General features: G+C 72.4%; 14 protein-coding genes. 11 read left to right on the forward strand and 3 right to left on the reverse strand.

The window, feature by feature from the left end; genetic code table 11:
* Positions 1–145: 145 nt before the first annotated feature.
* The gene (locus ABZ924_RS07505) at positions 146–694 is read left to right on the forward strand and encodes an NADAR family protein (protein ID WP_361905556.1); all 549 of its coding nucleotides are present in this window, start codon (positions 146–148) and stop codon (positions 692–694) included.
* Between the two features lie 467 nt (positions 695–1,161).
* Positions 1,162–2,760: a TROVE domain-containing protein gene (locus tag ABZ924_RS07510; RefSeq protein ID WP_361905559.1), complete on the forward strand. Its 1,599-nt coding sequence runs from the start codon at positions 1,162–1,164 to the stop codon at positions 2,758–2,760.
* A gap of 124 nt (positions 2,761–2,884) precedes the next feature.
* Here ABZ924_RS07510 and ABZ924_RS07515 read toward each other — a convergent pair whose 3' ends face one another.
* The gene (locus tag ABZ924_RS07515) at positions 2,885–3,598 is read right to left on the reverse strand and encodes a DUF4190 domain-containing protein (RefSeq protein ID WP_361905561.1); all 714 of its coding nucleotides are present in this window, start codon (positions 3,596–3,598) and stop codon (positions 2,885–2,887) included.
* A 110-nt stretch (positions 3,599–3,708) separates the two neighbouring features.
* On the opposite strand from ABZ924_RS07515, the gene ABZ924_RS07520 reads away from it, so the two are divergent.
* From ABZ924_RS07520 to ABZ924_RS07540, 5 genes are all read left to right on the forward strand, one after another.
* Entirely contained in the window at positions 3,709–4,734 is a 1,026-nt protein-coding gene (locus ABZ924_RS07520; RefSeq protein ID WP_361905564.1) for an adenosine deaminase, read from the forward strand.
* A gap of 21 nt (positions 4,735–4,755) precedes the next feature.
* The gene (locus ABZ924_RS07525) at positions 4,756–5,445 is read left to right on the forward strand and encodes a glycerophosphodiester phosphodiesterase (RefSeq protein ID WP_361905567.1); all 690 of its coding nucleotides are present in this window, start codon (positions 4,756–4,758) and stop codon (positions 5,443–5,445) included.
* Entirely contained in the window at positions 5,442–6,653 is a 1,212-nt protein-coding gene (locus ABZ924_RS07530) for a histidine kinase (RefSeq protein ID WP_361905570.1), read from the forward strand. Before ABZ924_RS07525 ends, ABZ924_RS07530 begins: the two co-directional genes overlap by 4 nt.
* On the forward strand, positions 6,650–7,384 hold the full coding sequence (locus tag ABZ924_RS07535) for a response regulator transcription factor (RefSeq protein WP_361905573.1): 735 nt from the start codon (positions 6,650–6,652) through the stop codon (positions 7,382–7,384). Before ABZ924_RS07530 ends, ABZ924_RS07535 begins: the two co-directional genes overlap by 4 nt.
* A 157-nt stretch (positions 7,385–7,541) precedes the next feature.
* The gene (locus ABZ924_RS07540) at positions 7,542–8,771 is read left to right on the forward strand and encodes a serine hydrolase domain-containing protein (protein WP_361905576.1); all 1,230 of its coding nucleotides are present in this window, start codon (positions 7,542–7,544) and stop codon (positions 8,769–8,771) included.
* 33 nt (positions 8,772–8,804) lie between these two features.
* Here the strand turns inward: ABZ924_RS07540 and ABZ924_RS07545 are convergent, their stop codons facing one another.
* Both ABZ924_RS07545 and ABZ924_RS07550 read right to left on the reverse strand, forming a co-directional pair.
* Positions 8,805–9,983: a spermidine/putrescine ABC transporter substrate-binding protein gene (locus ABZ924_RS07545; protein ID WP_361905579.1), complete on the reverse strand. Its 1,179-nt coding sequence runs from the start codon at positions 9,981–9,983 to the stop codon at positions 8,805–8,807.
* Between the two features lie 105 nt (positions 9,984–10,088).
* The gene (locus ABZ924_RS07550) at positions 10,089–11,528 is read right to left on the reverse strand and encodes a gamma-aminobutyraldehyde dehydrogenase (protein WP_361905582.1); all 1,440 of its coding nucleotides are present in this window, start codon (positions 11,526–11,528) and stop codon (positions 10,089–10,091) included.
* 169 nt (positions 11,529–11,697) lie between these two features.
* Here ABZ924_RS07550 and ABZ924_RS07555 point away from each other — a divergent pair, with 169 nt between their 5' ends.
* The 4 genes from ABZ924_RS07555 to ABZ924_RS07570 all read left to right on the forward strand — a co-directional run bounded on the left by ABZ924_RS07555 (position 11,698) and on the right by ABZ924_RS07570 (position 15,617).
* Positions 11,698–12,201: an Lrp/AsnC family transcriptional regulator gene (locus tag ABZ924_RS07555; RefSeq protein WP_361905585.1), complete on the forward strand. Its 504-nt coding sequence runs from the start codon at positions 11,698–11,700 to the stop codon at positions 12,199–12,201.
* A 3-nt stretch (positions 12,202–12,204) separates the two neighbouring features.
* Positions 12,205–13,566, forward strand: coding sequence for an aspartate aminotransferase family protein (locus ABZ924_RS07560; RefSeq protein WP_361905587.1), 1,362 nt, complete (start codon positions 12,205–12,207; stop codon positions 13,564–13,566).
* A 201-nt stretch (positions 13,567–13,767) separates the two neighbouring features.
* The gene (locus ABZ924_RS07565; protein WP_361905589.1) at positions 13,768–14,556 is read left to right on the forward strand and encodes an ATP-binding cassette domain-containing protein; all 789 of its coding nucleotides are present in this window, start codon (positions 13,768–13,770) and stop codon (positions 14,554–14,556) included.
* Positions 14,538–15,617: a hypothetical protein gene (locus ABZ924_RS07570; RefSeq protein WP_361905591.1), complete on the forward strand. Its 1,080-nt coding sequence runs from the start codon at positions 14,538–14,540 to the stop codon at positions 15,615–15,617. The genes ABZ924_RS07565 and ABZ924_RS07570 overlap by 19 nt, the downstream gene beginning before the upstream one ends.
* Positions 15,618–15,626: the final 9 nt, after the last annotated feature.

Consider the following 15,626-nt stretch of genomic DNA (forward strand, 5'->3'; position numbering starts at 1 on the left):
AGTGCCGATCCTGGCAGAGGTGTTCTTCACCGCCAAGTGATTCCGTTGTTGCCTTTTGATTACGCGACGGAATCGGTCGACCATGTGTCCAGACACACCCCAAATCCCGTACGAAGTGTCAGTGGAGACTGCAAGACTCCCGTGCATGGAGAAGATCGACAAGTTGATCGAGCAGGTCAGCCGCGGTGACCGCGTGAAGTTCCTGCCCTTCTGGGGGCACCGGCCGCGTCCGGACGGGACCCTCGGGCCGAGCTGCATGAGCCAGTGGTGGCCCTCTCCCTTCACGGTAAGTGAGGTGCGCTACGACACCGCCGAGCACTGGATGATGGCGGGGAAGGCCCGGCTGTTCGGGGACCCGGAGGCCGAGCGGAAGATCCTGGCGGCCAGGACCCCGGCCGAGGCCAAGAAGGCCGGTCGGCTGGTGCGCGGGTTCGACGAGGCCGTGTGGGAGCGGGAGCGGTTCGGCCTGGTCGTGGAGGGCAGCGTGCACAAGTTCGGCTCGACGCCCGAGCTGCGCGGGTACCTGCTGGGCACCGGGGAGCGGGTGCTGGTGGAGGCGAGCCCGGTGGACCGCATCTGGGGGGTCGGCCTGGCCCCCGACGACGACCGGGTCCTGGACCCGGGCAGCTGGCGGGGCCTGAACCTGCTGGGGTTCGCCCTGATGGAGGCCCGCGAGCGGCTGCGCGCGGCGTAAATGCGTGGCGGGGGCCGGGCGCCCCCGCCTACCGTGGAACTCGTCCAGGTGCGCAGGCGAGACCTACTTCCACTCTTCATGGGGAGGCCGCGGGTTCGAGTCCCGTCACCGGCTTCGGGCCGGTGTAGCTCAGTCGGTAGAGCACCACGTGGTTTCGCCGCCTCGAACTCTGGACACCCACGTCACGCACCTCCCGGTGCGCGGGCTGCGGCTCCTTCTTTTGCAGAGAAACCCAGGCCGCCGCCACCTTGATCTCGGGAGGCCGCGTGCGGGTTGCCCGGTGCGCAGGCGACGGCTACTTCGGGACCAGGAGGTCGCGGGTTCGAATCCCGCCCGGCCACGGCCGGTGGAGCAGCTCGGAAGCTCGCCTGGCTATATATGCCGTCTCCGACTTCGATCTCGGGCATCCCGCGCGTCACGCCTCCCCCTATTTGTGCGGATTCTTACTGGATTCGGGGGGATTCATCATGGCCCGCTTCAACGTGCGCCGCTCCACGGCCGCGCCGTCCGCGGCCGCCGCGCCCGCCTCGCCCGTGCGCTCCACCGGCCGGCGGGCCCGCAACCACCACGACAGCCCCGGCTTCGCGCGCGACGCCCGCTGCGAGCTGTTCCTGCTGGCCGTGGCCAATTTCGTCGGGCAGCGCACCGCGTACGAGTCCCCCGGCAGCCGGGACGACCGCTTCGCCGCGCTCGTGCGCCGGCTCGCCGTCGAGGACCCCGAGTGGACCGCCGGCCTGCTCGGCTGGCTGCGCGGCGAGGGCAACATGCGCACCGCCTCGCTCGTCGGCGCCGCCGAGTACGTCAAGGCCCGGCTCGACACCGGAGCCACCGCGGGCCCCTCGAACCGGCAGGTCGTCGACTCGGTCCTGCAGCGCGCGGACGAGCCCGGCGAGCTGCTGGCCTACTGGACGGCCGTGCACGGGCGGGCCGTCCCCAAGCCCGTCAAGCGGGGCGTCGCCGACGCCGTGCGCCGGCTCTACTCCGGCACCTCCCTGCTGAAGTACGACACCGCCTCCAAGGGCTTCCGCTTCGGCGACGTCCTCAACCTCGTGCACGCCTCCCCCGACCCGGCCAAGCCCTGGCAGGGCGAGCTGTTCCGCTACGCCCTCGACCGCAGGCACCACCCGGAGACGGCCGAGGTCCCGGCCGGCAACCGCACCCTGGCGGCCCACGAGGAGCTCATGGCGCTGCCGGTCGAGGAGCGCCGGGCGCAGGTCACCGCGCCGGACGGCGCCGAGCGGCTGGCCGCTGCGGGCATGACCTGGGAGGCACTGGCCGGGTGGCTGCAGGGGCCGATGGACGCGGCCGCCTGGGAAGCCGTCATCCCGTCGATGGGCCCGATGGCGCTGCTGCGCAACCTGCGCAACTTCGACCAGGCGGGCGTCTCGGACGCCGTCGCCGCGCAGGTCGCGGCCCGGATCAGCGACCCGCAGGCGGTGGCCCGGTCCCGGCAGTTCCCGTTCCGCTATCTGGCCGCCTACCAGCACGCGCCGTCGCTGCGCTGGGCGTACCCGCTGGAGCGGGCGCTCGGCCACTCGCTGGCCAACGTGCCGGCGCTGCCGGGCCGCACCCTGGTCCTGGTCGACCGCTCCGGGTCGATGTGGTCCCCGCTGTCGGACCGCTCGCAGCTCAACCGGGCGGACGCGGCCGCCGTCTTCGGCACGGCGCTGGCCCTGCGGGCCGAGGAGGCGGACCTGGTGCAGTTCGGCACGGACAGCAAGCAGGTCCCGTACGCGCGGGGCGAGTCCGTCCTGAAGGTGCTGGAGCGGTTCGAGGACCTCGGCGGCACCTACACCGCGGAGGCGGTCCGCAGGCACTACAAGGACCACGACCGGGTCCTGATCGTCACCGACGAGCAGGCCTCGTACGGGTACGGGAACGACCCGACGGCCCTGGTCCCGCAGGAGGTGCCGGTCTACACCTGGAACCTGGCCGGCTACCGGGTGGGCCACGCGCCCTCCGGTTCCGGCAACCGGCACACCTTCGGCGGGCTCGGCGACGCGGCGTTCCGGATGGTGACCCTGATCGAGGACGGCAGCAACGCCGACTGGCCGTGGGCGGCGTAGCCGGAGCCACGGACGCGTGAAAGCGGCGCAGGGCCGGTCCCCCGGGCGGTACGTGCCCGGGACCGGCCCTGCGCCGTCGTCCTTGTCCTTCCTTGTCCTTCTTCGTCCTTCGTCCGCCCTGCGGTCAGACCCGCTCGCGCATGCGTGTGTCCGAGTGCGGGGTGTCGTGGCGGAAGTCGCCGTCCCGGTCGAGGATGCCGATGATCCCGATCACCAGGAGGGCGGCGCCCAGCACGATGCCGATCGCGCCCAGGATGATCCCGGCCAGGGCCATCCCGCCGTTGGTGGCCTCGCCGCGCCGGGCCTTGCCGCGGCCGAGCACTCCGAAGACGACCGCCGCGATGCCGAGCGCGACCGCGAGGAAGCTGGTGAAGCAGCCGACCACGGCGATGATGCCGAGGACGAGCGCGGTGACCCCGAAGCCGTTGCGCGGCTGCGCCCCGTACGGATAGGCGCCGTAGCCCGGGTAGCCCGGATATCCGTACGCGGGCGGGGCGGGCGCCGGAACCGGGGCCGGCCCCGGGTACGCGTAGGCGGGCGGGGCCGGCTGGGCCGGGTACCCGTAGGCGGGCGGCAGCGGCGTGGGCGCGGGCTGCTGCGGCGCGGGCTGCTGCGGTGCGGCCCCCGGCTGGGGCGCGACCCCCGGCTGCGGCCCGGGCGACGGCTGCGGCGCGGCCGCCGGGGGTATGTCGGCCCCCGGCATCCCCGCGATCGTGGGCTGGTCGTGCACGGACGGCGGGCCCGGCACCCCGTGTGCGCCCTGGGGTCCGCCGAACTCGCCCGCCGGCCGCTCCGGCGGCGCCCACGGGTCCCTCGGCTCGGGGCTCTGGTCGGTCATGCGTCGCCCCCCTCTCGTACGGTCATGCTATGTGCTGCCGCGGACAGTCCCCGGCCTGCCTACGATGAAGGCCGTCCCGTCCGCACCCGTGTTCTTCCGAAAGGCACCCCATGACCGACCTGAACCCCTTCATCGCGGGGCTGCCCAAGGCGGAACTCCACGTCCACCACGTCGGCTCTGCCTCCCCCCGCATCGTGGCCGAACTCGCCGCGCGCCACCCCGACTCGAAGGTCCCCACCGACCCCGAGGCGCTCGCCGACTACTTCACCTTCACGGACTTCGCGCACTTCATCGACGTCTACCTGTCCGTGGTGGACCTGGTGCGCACCCCCGACGACGTGCGCACGCTGACCTTCGAAGTCGCCCGCGACATGGCCCGGCAGAACATCCGCTACGCCGAACTGACCATCACCCCGTACTCCTCCACCCGCCGCGGCATCGACGAGAAGGCCTTCATGGAGGCCATCGAGGACGCCCGCAAGGCCGCCGAGTCCGAGCTCGGCGTCATCCTGCGCTGGTGCTTCGACATCCCCGGCGAGGCCGGCCTGGAGTCCGCGGCCGAGACCGCCCGCCTGGCCGTCGACCTGCGTCCGGAGGGGCTGGTCTCCTTCGGGCTCGGCGGTCCCGAGATCGGCGTCCCGCGCCCGCAGTTCAAGCCGTACTTCGACGCCGCCCGGGCCGCGGGCCTGCACAGCGTGCCGCACGCCGGCGAGACCACCGGGCCGGAGACCGTCTGGGACGCCATCCGCCACCTCGGCGCCGAGCGCATCGGGCACGGCACCAGCTCCACGCAGGACCCGGAGCTGCTGGCGTACCTGGCCGAGCACCGCATCGCCCTGGAGGTCTGCCCGACCTCCAACATCGCCACCCGCGCCGTGACCGACCTCGACCGGCACCCCATCAAGGAGATGGTCCAGGCCGGCGTGCTCGTCACCATCAACAGCGACGACCCGCCGATGTTCGGCACCGACCTCAACAACGAGTACGCGGTGGCCGCCCGCCTCCTCGAACTCGACGAGCGCGGGCTCGCGGCGCTGGCGAAGAACGCGGTCGAGGCCTCCTTCCTGGACGAGGCGGGCAAGGCGCGGCTCGCCGAGGAGATCGACACGTACACCGCTGCCTGGCTGGCGCGCTGACACCCGTCGACAATGGGTGCCATGCGCACCCTGACGGCCATCGGCCACCGCGGCGATCCCTACCGCTTCCGTGAGAACACGCTGTCCTCCATCCGCTCCGCCTTCGCACGCGGGGCGGACGCGGTCGAGATCGACGTACGGCTGACCCGGGACGGGGAGCCGGTCCTCCTGCACGACGAGACGCTCGACCGGCTGTGGGGCCATGACGTGCGGCTGGACGCCGTCACGGCCCCGCAGCTCAGGGAGTTGACCGACGGTGGGATCCCGACGCTGCGCGAGGCGCTGGCGGCGGCCGGCACGGGCCGGCTGATGATCGACCTGCCGGGGGCGACGTACGAGGCCGTACGGAAGGTGGTCGGACAGGTCCGCGAGTGCGGGGCCCGGGAGCGCACCTCCTACTGCGCGGGCCCGAACACCATGCTGGAGGTGCGGGCCGCCGACCCGGACGCGGAGATCGCGCTCACCTGGACGACGCTGTCGCCGCCGCGCCGGGTGCTGATCGACGCGGTGTCGCCCACCTGGCTCAACTACCGCTTCGGACTGGTCGGCCCGGAGCTGGTGGACGCCCTCCACCGCGACGGGCTGCTGGTGTCGGCCTGGACCACCGACACCAAGTGGTCGATGCGCAGGGTGATCCGGGCCGGGGTGGACGCCGTCACCACCAACCGGCTGGACGCGCTGGCCGCCGTGCGGGCCGGGCTCGGCCGGTGATACGCACCCTGGGCGAGCGGATCCGGCGCGCCGATCCGCGCCGGCAGGACCTGGGGCTGACGCTACTGGTCCAACTGGCCGTCTCCATCCCCTTCGTGGTGCCCCGGGCGGCCGATCTGCCGCCGGCCGACTGGCTCTCGTACGGGATGACCACGCTCGGGGTGGTGCCGCTGGTGTGGCGGCGCCGGGCGCCGGTGGCGGTGCTGGTCGCCGTCCTGGCCTTGGGGGGCGTGTACCACGTAACCCTGGACGGTCCCGGCCAGCCGCTGCCGTACGCGGGCCTCATCTCCTTCTACACGGTGGCGGTGCAGTGCACGGCGCGGGTCCGGCTCGCGGTGGGGCTGCTGACGGCCGTGGCGGTCGCGCTGTCGGTGGGCTGGAACACGGGAACGGCGCGGGAGCTGCTGTTCACCCTCTTCGTCTCGGCGGCGGCCTACGCGCTGGGGCGCCTGCAGTACACCCGGCAGGCCTACACGCAGGCCGTGGAGGCGCGGGCCGCCGAGCTGGAGCGGGCCAACCGGATCGAGGCGGAGCAGGCCGCGGCGCGCGAACGGGCCCGGATAGCCCGGGAGATGCACGACATCCTCTCGCACGCCGTCAGCATCATGATCGTGCAGGCGGAGGCCGGCCCGCCGGCGGTGCGCCGGGCCCCGGAGCGGGCGGAGGCGGCCTTCGAGGCCATCGCCGAGACGGGGCGGGACGCGATGGCGCAGCTGCGGACGATGCTCGGGGTGCTGCGCACGCAGGAGGCCCCCGCGCCGCGCGCGCCGCAGCCCGGGATCGACGGACTGCCGGCGCTGCTGGAGCGGGTCCGCGGCAGCGGGCTGGAGGTGTCCTACGCGCGGACGGGTGCGGTGCGCGCGCTGCCGGGGGCGCTGGAGGCGACGGTGCACCGGGTCGTGCAGGAGGCCCTGACGAACGTGGTCAAGCACGCGGGGGCGCGGTCGGTGTCGGTACGGCTGGAGTACGGGGAGCGGAGCCTCGCGGTGACGGTGGACGACGACGGGCCGGGGTCGGGTGCGGGCGGGACGCCAGGGGGGACGCAGGGCGGGGCGGCGGGCGGGGCGGTGGGCGGGCACGGGCTCATCGGGATCCGGGAGCGCGCGGCCGCGCACGGCGGGACGGCGGTCTGCGGCCCGCGGGCGGACGGGCGCGGGTTCCGCGTGGCGGTGACGCTTGTAACCTCCCCGCTGGAGGTGGGGAGATGACGATCCGTGTGGTGGTGGCCGACGACCAGGAGCTGGTGCGCAGCGGTTTCGCCCTGATCCTGGACCTGCAGGACGACATCGAGGTGGTCGCCGAGGTCGGGGACGGTGCCGCGGCGGTGGCCGCGGTGCGCGAACTGCGCCCGGACGTCGCGCTGCTGGACATCCGGATGCCGGTGCTCGACGGGATCGAGGCGTGCCGGGCGATCGCGGCGCAGAGCGCGTGCCGGACGGTGATGCTGACGACCTTCGACTCGGACGAGTACGTGTACGAGGCGCTGCACGCAGGGGCGAGCGGGTTCCTGTTGAAGGACGTGCGGCGGGACGATCTGGTGCACGCGGTACGGGTGGTGGCGGCGGGCGAGTCGCTGCTGGCGCCGTCGGTGGCGCGGCGGCTGATCGAGGAGTACACGGCGGTCACGGCGCGGTCTGCGGCCGGGGCGGGAGCAGCCGGGGCGGGAGCGGCCGGGGCCGGGGCGGTGTCCGGGGAGCGGCTGGAGGTGCTGACCGCGCGGGAGCGGGAGACCCTGCTGCACCTGGGGCGGGGGCTGTCGAACGCGGAGATCGCGCTGGCGATGGTGGTCAGCGAGCACACCGTGAAGACGCACGTCGGCAACGTGTTGGCGAAACTGGGGCTGCGCGACCGGATCCAGGCGGTGATCTGCGCGTACGAGACGGGTCTGATCGCCGCGGGGGCGGGGGGTGGCTCTGCGGTCCCTCCCTCGCGAGAGTGAGGAAGGGCGGGGGGACTCCCTCGCGCCGGTGAGTTGTCGTACTGCAGAAGACCCCTCTGCGTGGTGATCCGCGAAGGGCCTGGTGAGCCGCAGCATGGAGTGGTCGGGGCCGCAGGGGGCGGCCCGGATGACCCACAGGGGGAACACGATGAAGGCCATGAAGGCATCGACGCGCACGACGCTGATCGCGACGGCGCTCGTGCTCGGGATCGCGGCCGGTCCGACCGTGGCGCACGCCGCCGCCGCGGCGCCCGCCCGGGCTGCGGCCGGGGCTTCGGCGGCGGCGTCGGATGCGGGCGGGGGCGCGGGGCCGGTGGTCTCCACCCCGCCGAATGCGGCGGCACTGCAGCGGGCCATCGAGGGGCTGGGGCCCGAGCACAAGGACGCCACGGCCGCGCTGGTCCGGGTGGGCGGTACGAGCGGCAGCTGGCGGGGCAGCTCCGGCGTCGCGGACATCCGCAGCGGCCGGCCCGCCCTGGAGCAGGGCCGGTTCCGGGCCGGCTCGGTGACGAAGACCTTCACCTCGGCCGTGGTGCTCCAGCTGGCCGCCGAGGGCAGGATCGATCTGGACCGGCCGGTGCAGCAGTACCTGCCGGGCCTGTTCCCGGACTCCTTCGAGCCGATCGCGGTGCGGCAGCTGCTGAACTACACGAGCGGGATCCAGGCCCCCGACGGGCCGGGCGACGACTTCGAGGCGGAGTGGGAACACCGCTTCGACGTGACCGACCCGCGGGCGCAGATCGCGGGCGCGCTGGCCAAGGGTCCGGAGTTCCGGCCCGGCGCGGCTCAGCACTACCTGAACATCGACTACACGGTCCTGGGCGTGCTCGTGGAGAAGGTGACGGGGACGGCGTACGAGGAGGCGGTGGCACAGCGGATCCTGCGGCCGCTGGGGCTGCGCCAGACCTCCTTCCCGGGGCTGACGCAGACCCGGATCCAGGGTCCGTACAACCACGGCTACCAGGCGGTGCCGCGGCCGGACGGCTCGCGGGAGCTGCGCGACGTGTCCGAGTGGAACAGCTCGGGCCGCTGGGCGGCCGGGGACATCATCTCGACCACGGCCGACCTGGAGCGGTTCACGGTGGCCCTCTTCAGCGGGAGGGTCGTGCCGAAGGCGCAGCTGGAGGAGATGTTCACGGTCCCGCAGGTGAAGGACTTCGCCACCGGCGAGGACGCCGCGCTGACCGCGGGGATGTCCCGGATCGTGCTCCCGGACGGGACGGTGGCCTGGGGGAAGACCGGTGGCCGGCACGGGTACACGACCGCGATAGGCGCGACGCGTGACCTGTCGCGCACCCTCGTCTACTCGGTCAACGCCACGGACGCCAAGGGCAAGGACATGAACAAGGTGGCGTACGGGATCGTGGCAGCGGCCTTCGCGAAGTAGGCGGCCGGACCGGTCACCGTCCGGCCGACCCCGTCAGAGTCCGACGATGGCGTTCCAGCGGGCGGCGAGGGAGCGCCGTTCGGCCGAGGAGATGTCGCGGGCCACGGCCAGGCGCGCCCGCATCTGCTCGTCGGGGAAGATCAGCGGGTTCTCGGCCAGCGCGGCGGTCTCCTTGTCCTCCGAGCGGGCGAGCACCTCGCGTGCGGCCGGCACGGGGCAGACGTAGTTGACGGCGGCGGCGAGCTCGGCGGCCACTTCCGGCGCGTAGTAGTGGTCGATCAGCGCTTCCGCATTGGCCTTGTGACGGGCCAGGTTGGGCACGAGCATGCTCTCCGCCCACAGCTCGGCGCCCTCCTCGGGGACGACGAACTCGATGTCGGGGTTGTCGGCCTTGAGCTGGATGGCGTCGCCGGAGTAGGCCTGGCAGGCCAGGACGTCGCCCTTGCTGAGGTCGGAGGTGTAGTCGTTGCCGGTGAAGCGGCGTATGTGCCTCTTCTTCACCATGCTCTCGACCTGGTCGCACATGCGGTGGAAGTCGGACTCGGTCCACCGGGTCACGTCGACGCCGTTGCCCTGCATCAGCAGGGCGAAGGACTCGTCGAGGCCGGAGAAGAGGGTGACCTTGCCCGCCAGATCCGGGTGCCACAGGTCCCGTACGGACTTGATCTCCCGGCCCAGCGCCTTGCGGTTGTAGGCGATGCCGGTGATGCCCGACTGCCACGGGACGGTGTGCAGCCGGCCCCGGTCGAAGGCGGGGGCCCGCAGCTGCGGGTCGAGGTGCGCGGCCACGTTGGGCTGCCGGGCGCGGTCCAGCGTCTGGGCCCAGCCCAGGTGGACGAAGCGGGCGGCCATCCAGTCGCTGACCACCACGATGTCGTGGCCGGTGTCCTGGTGGTTCATCAGGGCCGGGCTGACCTTGCCGAAGAACTCGTCGTTGTCGTTGATCTCCTCGCTGTAGCGGACCTCGACGCCGGTCCGCTCGGTGAAGGCCTCCAGGGTGGGGCGGCGCTCCTCGTCCTTGTCGTCGATGTCGATGTAGAGCGGCCAGTTGGAGAAGTTCAGGGTCCGCTCGCGGTCGGAGCGGTCCGGGCCTCCCCGCCGGTTCTCGGCGACGTAGGCGGCGGGCACGCCGCAGCCGGTGAGGGCCGCGAGCAGGCCGGCGGCACCGATGCCGCGCAGGGTCGTGCGGCGGGAGAAGGCGGGTTCAGGCATGGGGAAAGCCTCGGGGAACGCGAAGAGGGCGGGCAATAGACACATTGTCTACTGCCCGCCCCCTCAGGGTCGTGCGGTGATCGATGCGACCGCCGTGACGGCAGGTCAGCCGTCGAGCGAGGTCATCACGTGCTTGATGCGGGTGTAGTCCTCGAAGCCGTAGGCGGAGAGGTCCTTGCCGTAGCCGGACTTCTTGAAGCCGCCGTGGGGCATCTCGGCGACGAGCGGGATGTGGGTGTTGATCCACACGCAGCCGAAGTCGAGGTGCTTGGACATGCGCATCGCGCGGGCGTGGTCCTTGGTCCACACGGAGGAGGCGAGGGCGTACTCGACGCCGTTCGCGTACTCCAGGGCCTGGGCCTCGTCGGCGAAGGACTGGACGGTGATGACCGGGCCGAAGACCTCGTTCTGGACGATCTCGTCGTCCTGCTTGAGGCCGGAGACGACGGTCGGGGCGTAGAAGTAGCCCTTGTCGCCGACGCGGTGGCCGCCCGCCTCGACCTTGGCGTGCGCGGGGAGGCGCTCGATGAAGCCGGCGACCTGCTGGAGCTGGTTGGGGTTGTTCAGCGGGCCGTAGAGCACGTCCTCGTCGTCCGGCTGGCCCGTCTTGGTGTCGGCCGCGGCCTTGGCGAGCGCGGCGACGAACTCGTCGTGGATGGACTCGTGCACGAGCACGCGGGTCGCGGCGGTGCAGTCCTGGCCGGCGTTGAAGTAGCCGGCGACGGCGATGTCCTCGACCGCCTTGGCGATGTCGGCGTCCTCGAAGACGACGACCGGGGCCTTGCCGCCGAGCTCCAGGTGGACGCGCTTGACGTCCTTCGAGGCGCTCTCGGCGACCTGCATGCCCGCGCGCACCGAGCCGGTGATGGAGGCCATCGCCGGGGTGGAGTGCTCGACCATGGCCTTGCCGGTCTCGCGGTCGCCGCAGACGACGTTGAAGACGCCCTTGGGCAGGACGGAGTCGATGATCTCGGCCATCAGGACGGTGGAGGCCGGGGTGGTGTCCGAGGGCTTGAGCACCACGGTGTTGCCCGCGGCGATGGCCGGGGCGAACTTCCACACGGCCATCATCATCGGGTAGTTCCACGGCGCGACCTGGGCACAGACGCCCACGGGCTCGCGGCGGATGATCGAGGTCATCCCGTCCATGTACTCGCCGGCCGAGCGGCCCTCGAGCAGGCGGGCCGCGCCCGCGAAGAAGCGGATCTGGTCCACCATCGGCGGCAGCTCCTCGCTGGCCGTCAGGCCCAGCGGCTTGCCGGTGTTCTCCGACTCGGCGGCCACGAGCTCGTCCGCGCGCGCCTCGAAGGCGTCGGCGATCTTGAGCAGGGCCTTCTGGCGCTCGGAGGGGGTGGTGTCGCGCCAGCCCGGGAAGGCGGCAGCGGCCGCGGCCATGGCGGCGTCGACATCGGCCTGGCCGGAGAGCGGGGCCGTGGCGTACACCTCGCCGGTGGCGGGGTTGACCACCTCGGTGGTCCGCCCGTCGGCGGCGTCCTTGAACTCTCCGCCGATGTAATTGCGCAGACGACGCAGTTCGGTGGTCACTACACCCACACTCCTGATCACATGTCCAATGATTGAGACGAGCCCCAAGCCTAGCCCCTCGGCGGACGCTTTCGACAGGGCCACATGCCGCCAACTACGAAATCAGCAAGATCAGCGACTCCAAACAACGGATTTCATCGATTCCGTCTTGCGGAACAGACGACTCCTCGTGCACAGTGATGTCGTGGTCAGTCGAAGCGCAGATTCCCGGAACAGACAACCGTCCCCTTCGGTCGATGCTGTGTCCCTGGCGATCATCGAGCAACTGCAGGAGGACGGCCGCCGTCCTTACGCCGCCATCGGCAAGGCCGTCGGCCTGTCGGAGGCGGCCGTGCGCCAGCGCGTGCAGAAGCTGCTCGACCAGGGCGTCATGCAGATCGTCGCCGTCACCGACCCCCTCACCGTCGGTCTTCGGCGCCAGGCCATGGTCGGCATCAACGTCGAGGGCGACGTCGATCCGGTCGCCGAAGCACTGACCCAGATGGCCGAGTGCGAGTACGTGGTGATGACCGCGGGCTCGTTCGACCTGATCGTCGAGATCGTCTGCGAGGACGACGACCACTTGCTGGAGACGATCAACAAGAGGATCCGCGCGCTCCCCGGCGTGCGATCAACCGAAAGCTTCGTTTACCTGAAGCTGAAGAAGCAGACCTACATGTGGGGAACTCGATAGCCCGTGAGCCAAGACCTCTCCAAAACCGCGTATGACCACCTGTGGATGCACTTCACCCGCATGTCGTCGTACGAGAACTCCCCCGTGCCGACCATCGTCCGCGGTGAGGGCACGTACATCTTCGACGACAAGGGCAAGCGCTACCTCGACGGTCTCGCCGGACTGTTCGTGGTCAACGCCGGTCACGGCCGCAAGGAGCTCGCCGAGGTCGCCTACAAGCAGGCCCAGGAGCTCGCGTTCTTCCCCGTGTGGTCGTACGCGCACCCCAAGGCCGTGGAACTCGCCGAGCGCCTCGCCGACTACGCGCCCGGCGACCTGAACAAGGTCTTCTTCACCACGGGCGGCGGCGAGGCCGTCGAGACCGCCTGGAAGCTCGCCAAGCAGTACTTCAAGCTGCAGGGCAAGCCCACCAAGTACAAGGTCATCTCCCGCGCGGTCGCCTACCACGGCACCCCGCAGGGCGCGCTGTCCATCACCGGCCTGCCGGCTCTGAAGGCCCCCTTCGAGCCGCTGGTCCCGGGCGCGCACAAGGTGCCCAACACCAACATCTACCGCGCCCCGATCCACGGCGACGACCCCGAGGCCTTCGGCCGCTGGTGCGCCGACCAGATCGAGCAGCAGATCCTCTTCGAGGGCGCCGACACCGTCGCCGCCGTCTTCCTGGAGCCGGTGCAGAACGCCGGCGGCTGCTTCCCGCCGCCGCCCGGGTACTTCCAGCGGGTCCGCGAGATCTGCGACGAGTACGACGTGCTGCTCGTCTCCGACGAGACCATCTGCGCCTTCGGCCGCCTCGGCACGATGTTCGCCTGTGACAAGTTCGGCTACGTCCCGGACATGATCACCTGTGCGAAGGGCATGACCTCGGGCTACTCCCCGATCGGTGCCTGCATCGTGTCGGACCGCGTCGCCGAGCCCTTCTACAAGGGCGCCAACACCTTCCTGCACGGCTACACCTTCGGCGGCCACCCCGTGTCCTCCGCGGTGGCCATCGCCAACCTCGACATCTTCGACAAGGAAGGCCTCAACCAGCACGTGCTGGACAACGAGTCCGCCTTCCTGAAGACGCTGCAGAAGCTGCACGACCTGCCGATCGTGGGCGACGTCCGCGGCAACGGCTACTTCTACGGCATCGAGCTCGTCAAGGACAAGGTCACCAAGGAGTCCTTCACGGACGAGGAGACCGAGCGCGTGCTCTACGGCTTCCTGTCCAAGGCGCTCTTCGACAACGGCCTGTACTGCCGGGCCGACGACCGCGGCGACCCGGTCATCCAGCTGGCCCCGCCGCTCACCGCCGACCAGGGCACCTTCGACGAGATCGAAGGCATCCTGCGCTCGGTGCTCACCGAGGCGTGGACCAAGCTGTAAGGACGAAGCCGCAGGGCCGGCCCGCAGGGGCCAGGCTGTAAACAGGCCCGATGACACGGCCCGGACCCCCCGTTCGAGTGAGAACGGGCAGGTCCGGGCCGTGTGCTGTCACCGTCCGGGACGTTCATCTCTTTACATCTCAGTGCGGGCGCCAGTGACCGAACCGGCTCCGCTTCGTTCCCCCGGACGGAGGTGTACGCCATGGTGGCTCCACCGGACAACGCCCCACCGGACAATGACGTCCTCTGGGCACGGTCCGTTCACTACTCCCACCGGGGGTCCCCCCGGACGAAGTCCCAGGGAGGTTCGCCCGCCCTCATCGGGGTCTCGATCAACGTCCGCCAGGGCGAGATCCTCGCCGTGACCGGCCCGCGCGGCAGCGGCAAGACCACCCTGCTGCAGTGCCTGTCAGGCCGGCTCGTTCCCGATCAGGGCGAGATCTGGTTCAACAGCGCTCCCGTCCACACCATGGGCGCCCCCGCCCGCGAGCGGCTGCGCCGCGACCGGTTCGGCTGGATCGGCCCCGAGCCGGCGCTGCTGCCCGAGCTCACCGCGTGGGAGAACGCGGCCCTGCCCCTGCTCGTCTCGGGCGCCTCCCACCGCACCGCCAAACACGCCGCCTGCGCCTGGCTGGACCGCCTCGACATCGGCGGCCTCGCCCGCAAGCGCCCCCGCGCGCTCACCCGGGCCGACGCCCAGCGCATCGCCCTCGCCCGCGCCCTGGTCAACGAGCCCGCGGTGGTCTTCGCCGACGAACCCACCGCCCCGCTGCACCGCGCCGAGCGCTCCCTGCTCCTGCGCACCCTCACCACCGCGGCCCGCTCCCACGGGATCACCGTGGTGCTGGCCACCCACGAGGAGGAGACCGCGGCCGTCGCCGAGCGCTGCTTCGGCCTCCTCGACGGCCGTCCCGCCGGGGCGGCCGCCACCGTCTCCGGCGGTCCCGGCGACACCCCGGAGGACCAGGCCGCGTGCTCGCTCTCCGCCTAGCCCGCGGCTCCCGCCCGCTGCTCCAGCTGCGCCGGCTGCTGGTCGCCGCCGTCTGCGCCGGCGCCGCCTTCCTGCTGCTCTTCGTCCTGGCCGGCGCCACCGCCCGGCCTGCCGGATCGTTCCAGCGGCTGCTGTGGGCCCTGGTCCCGCTCGCCGCCGCGGTCCAGTTCGCCGCCGCCGTCGCCCGGACCGACCCCGCGGGCCGGACCCGCGCCGGGACGGACGCCGTCGGGCTGGGACCCGTACCGCTCGCCCTCGCCGCCGCGGTCTCCACCGCCGTCTGCGGCGCCCTGGGCAGCGCCCTGGCCCTGGCCGCCTTCCTCCACCTGCGCGGCGACCTCACCGGGCTGCCCTTCGACGGCGCCGGGGCCGGGCTGCTCCACGCCGACCGGCCGCTGCCCCTCGCCGCCGCCCTCACCCTGATGGCCCTGGTCCCGCTGGGCGCCGCGGCCGCCACGGCCCTCGCCCTGCGCCCGCACACCCCGCCCGCCCCGCAGACCGGGCTGCCCTGGGGCATCGCCCTGACCGCCTGCGGGCTCGCCGTGCAGGCATGGGCCGGCCGCGGCGGCGCCGGGAACCCGGCCGGCTGGGCCCTGACCGCCGCCGGGCTCGCCCTCGCCGGGCCGGGCCTCGCCCACGCCTGCGGGGCCCTGGTCCAGGCCGTCCGGCCCGGCGCCCTGCGGCTGCTGGCCGGGCGGCCCCTGCAGGAGGAGGCGCCCCGGCTGGGCCGGCCCCTCGGAGTGCTGTGCGCGGTGGGCGCGGCTGCCCTGACCGCCTCGGCCCTGCCCGGCGGGGGCGCCCTCGGCGCCGGCGGCCCGCTGGGCCCGCTGACCGGTGCGGCCGCCGCCCTGGTCGGCGCCTGCGCCGCCGCCACGCTGCTCGCCTCCGCCGTGGAGGTCCGCCAGGCCCGCGCCGCCACCCGCGCGGTCCTGGCCGACCTCGGCGCCCCCGGCAGCGTCCTGCGCACGGCCGCCGGCCTGCGGGCCGCCGCGCTGCTCGCCGTGTGCGTACCGGTCAGCTGGGGTGTGGCGCAGCTGACGTCGCTGGTGCTGACCCGCTGACGCGCGCAG

Origin of the sequence: Streptomyces sp. NPDC046876 (genome assembly GCF_040645035.1) — a bacterium.
Classification (GTDB): domain Bacteria; phylum Actinomycetota; class Actinomycetes; order Streptomycetales; family Streptomycetaceae; genus Streptomyces.

What these genes read in the sequence shown, in the direction of transcription:
- ABZ924_RS07505 (WP_361905556.1), top strand. Translation starts at nt 146, where the DNA reads ATGGAGAAGATCGACAAGTTGATCGAGCAGGTCAGCCGCGGTGACCGC.
- ABZ924_RS07510 (WP_361905559.1), top strand. Translation starts at nt 1,162, where the DNA reads ATGGCCCGCTTCAACGTGCGCCGCTCCACGGCCGCGCCGTCCGCGGCC.
- ABZ924_RS07515 (WP_361905561.1), bottom strand. Translation starts at nt 3,598, where the DNA reads ATGACCGACCAGAGCCCCGAGCCGAGGGACCCGTGGGCGCCGCCGGAG.
- ABZ924_RS07520 (WP_361905564.1), top strand. Translation starts at nt 3,709, where the DNA reads ATGACCGACCTGAACCCCTTCATCGCGGGGCTGCCCAAGGCGGAACTC.
- ABZ924_RS07525 (WP_361905567.1), top strand. Translation starts at nt 4,756, where the DNA reads ATGCGCACCCTGACGGCCATCGGCCACCGCGGCGATCCCTACCGCTTC.
- ABZ924_RS07535 (WP_361905573.1), top strand. Translation starts at nt 6,650, where the DNA reads ATGACGATCCGTGTGGTGGTGGCCGACGACCAGGAGCTGGTGCGCAGC.
- ABZ924_RS07540 (WP_361905576.1), top strand. Translation starts at nt 7,542, where the DNA reads ATGAAGGCATCGACGCGCACGACGCTGATCGCGACGGCGCTCGTGCTC.
- ABZ924_RS07545 (WP_361905579.1), bottom strand. Translation starts at nt 9,983, where the DNA reads ATGCCTGAACCCGCCTTCTCCCGCCGCACGACCCTGCGCGGCATCGGT.
- ABZ924_RS07565 (WP_361905589.1), top strand. Translation starts at nt 13,768, where the DNA reads ATGGTGGCTCCACCGGACAACGCCCCACCGGACAATGACGTCCTCTGG.